Source organism: Paenibacillus sp. MZ04-78.2 (genome assembly GCF_024213375.1).
GTDB lineage: Bacteria > Bacillota > Bacilli > Paenibacillales > NBRC-103111 > Paenibacillus_G.
Window position 1 is genome coordinate 1 of the sequence record NZ_JANAVJ010000106.1, and the last position, 1,739, is coordinate 1,739.

Annotated in this window: 3 protein-coding genes; all 3 read right to left on the bottom strand. The window is 38.8% G+C overall.

All coding sequences use genetic code 11. The annotated features are described in order from the left end of the window. Positions 1 to 14: 14 nt before the first annotated feature. Positions 15 to 215 (bottom strand): PDDEXK family nuclease, encoded by a 201-nt coding sequence (locus NLX71_RS26195; protein WP_254366746.1) that lies wholly within the window; start codon positions 213 to 215, stop codon positions 15 to 17. Between the two features lie 16 nt (positions 216 to 231). Further along, positions 232 to 1,440, bottom strand: a complete 1,209-nt coding sequence (locus NLX71_RS26200; protein ID WP_254366747.1) for a restriction endonuclease subunit S — start codon at positions 1,438 to 1,440, stop codon at positions 232 to 234. A gap of 4 nt (positions 1,441 to 1,444) precedes the next feature. Next, positions 1,445 to 1,739 (bottom strand): hypothetical protein (locus NLX71_RS26205; RefSeq protein ID WP_254366748.1); only part of this gene is annotated, 295 nt, incomplete at its 5' end.

Sequence of the window (1,739 nt, forward strand, 5' to 3'; positions counted from 1 at the left end):
TGCGTCGTAATCAGTTACGTATATGATCTCATGAATCCCGTCGTTTTTCTAGGTGTGGAGGATTTGACGCTTACGTTGTTTTCAAAAAGAATATCCGCCCAGTTTTTTATCAAATCTTCTTCAGAGGGATTCTTTAAAACCTTAGATTCCCAGCCTTTGTGCGACAGCACCTCAATCAAAGCTTCCTCAAAATCAGATTCTTTGTTAAAGACCATTGCGCGTTCACACCTCCTACACAAACATTTTTTCGAGCATAGCTTTTTTTATATTTTTCATTTTTTCTAGCTTACGCCGATGAAGGGTGATGCTCCTATCGAGATTTGACAGGAATGTAGCTATTTTTAGTTGTTCATCGTATTGAGGAATGAACAACGTAAAGTCACACAAGTTCTTGTAATATAATCGTGTTCTAGTACCACCTTTCTTTTGCTCCTTACAGAATGAAATAAATCTATTGCTTGAATTTAAATACTCAACAATAAAAGAAAGACAATTATGTCCATAAGCATCGAACACCGGATATTCTCGGCTAACAAGCCCGTTTTCAACTATATAGTTTATATTAAAATGAAAAATATCATCATCACTCATATGACGGTAGGTGCATTTACCATACGGAACAATGCTAAATAAAGTATTTTCATTATACGTAGTCACATTACCTCTATATTCATCCTGGAACATCAATCCATTTCTAGAAGAAGTCAATAATGGATATCCGGATTTCAAAGTAGTATATCCTTCTAATTCCATAATAACTTCCCCTAATCTACGCTTTTCCCAAGCACCAGTAAATCCAGCAAATCGAATTTCTGGAACATTTGCTCCATGCTCCGGAAACATTTTTTCAACCGTGGATTTTTTGATGATTATCAGCTTCTCATACTTGCGCTGTTGAAGGGTAATTAGGTTGTCGATGTGAGCAAAAATGGCCGCAATTCTTTCTTGCTCAGGCACAGAAGGTATGTGACACAAAACGTTAATAAACGAGTCCCAGTAAAGCCTTTTTCTGAAATCAGTGACGCCATAAGAGAGGTTGTTTATTTGAATAATGGTTTCATCTCGGCGCAAACAATAATCCATAAACAGAGGATAAAGTTGCGCATCGGGAATAGCAGTAATATATGCAGGACTCACCATTCCTTCTGATTTTACGACTCCGATTGCCCCTTGCCACGCACGCATCATGTTCAGAACGAGATCACCGAAATAAACATGTTTATAAAGAGACTTATCTTCACTTCTACGCACTTTCTTCCCTAAAGTATCACTGTCTAATTCTTCGTTTGAAACACCATGACGGATGGAAACGGAAAGGATCGGTAAAGAATCGTCTCCTCGTTCGTTACGTTCCTTGTATATTTCCCCTAACTTCCGCTGTTCCCAGGCACCGATAAATTCACTGAAACGAATATCTGGTTTTTTATCTTTTCCGGCCATAATATTATTCACCCTTCAGTAGCTTTTGGAGCTCGCTGAGACCTTTCATATCATACTCGTTGCCGATGAGCTCATCAATTAGTACCGAGAGAGTAGACTCCGTTTCCTGTATCTCCGTTTCAACTGAAGAGTACGTAACAGCGTATTTTTCAGACAGAGCTCTTACATTGTCTACCAGAACAGAAATTACATTAAGGGGAAGCTGCTTAATACTCTCCGTAAGCGTGAGCGTCAAATACTCACCACCTTTCAAGAACCTCAAGCTCATGAGAAAATGAAGGTATCTTGAACGGGAGGTT

Coding starts and splice junctions, on each gene's coding strand:
- NLX71_RS26195 (WP_254366746.1), bottom strand. CDS start 215: ATGGTCTTTAACAAAGAATCTGATTTTGAGGAAGCTTTGATTGAGGTG.
- NLX71_RS26200 (WP_254366747.1), bottom strand. CDS start 1,440: ATGGCCGGAAAAGATAAAAAACCAGATATTCGTTTCAGTGAATTTATC.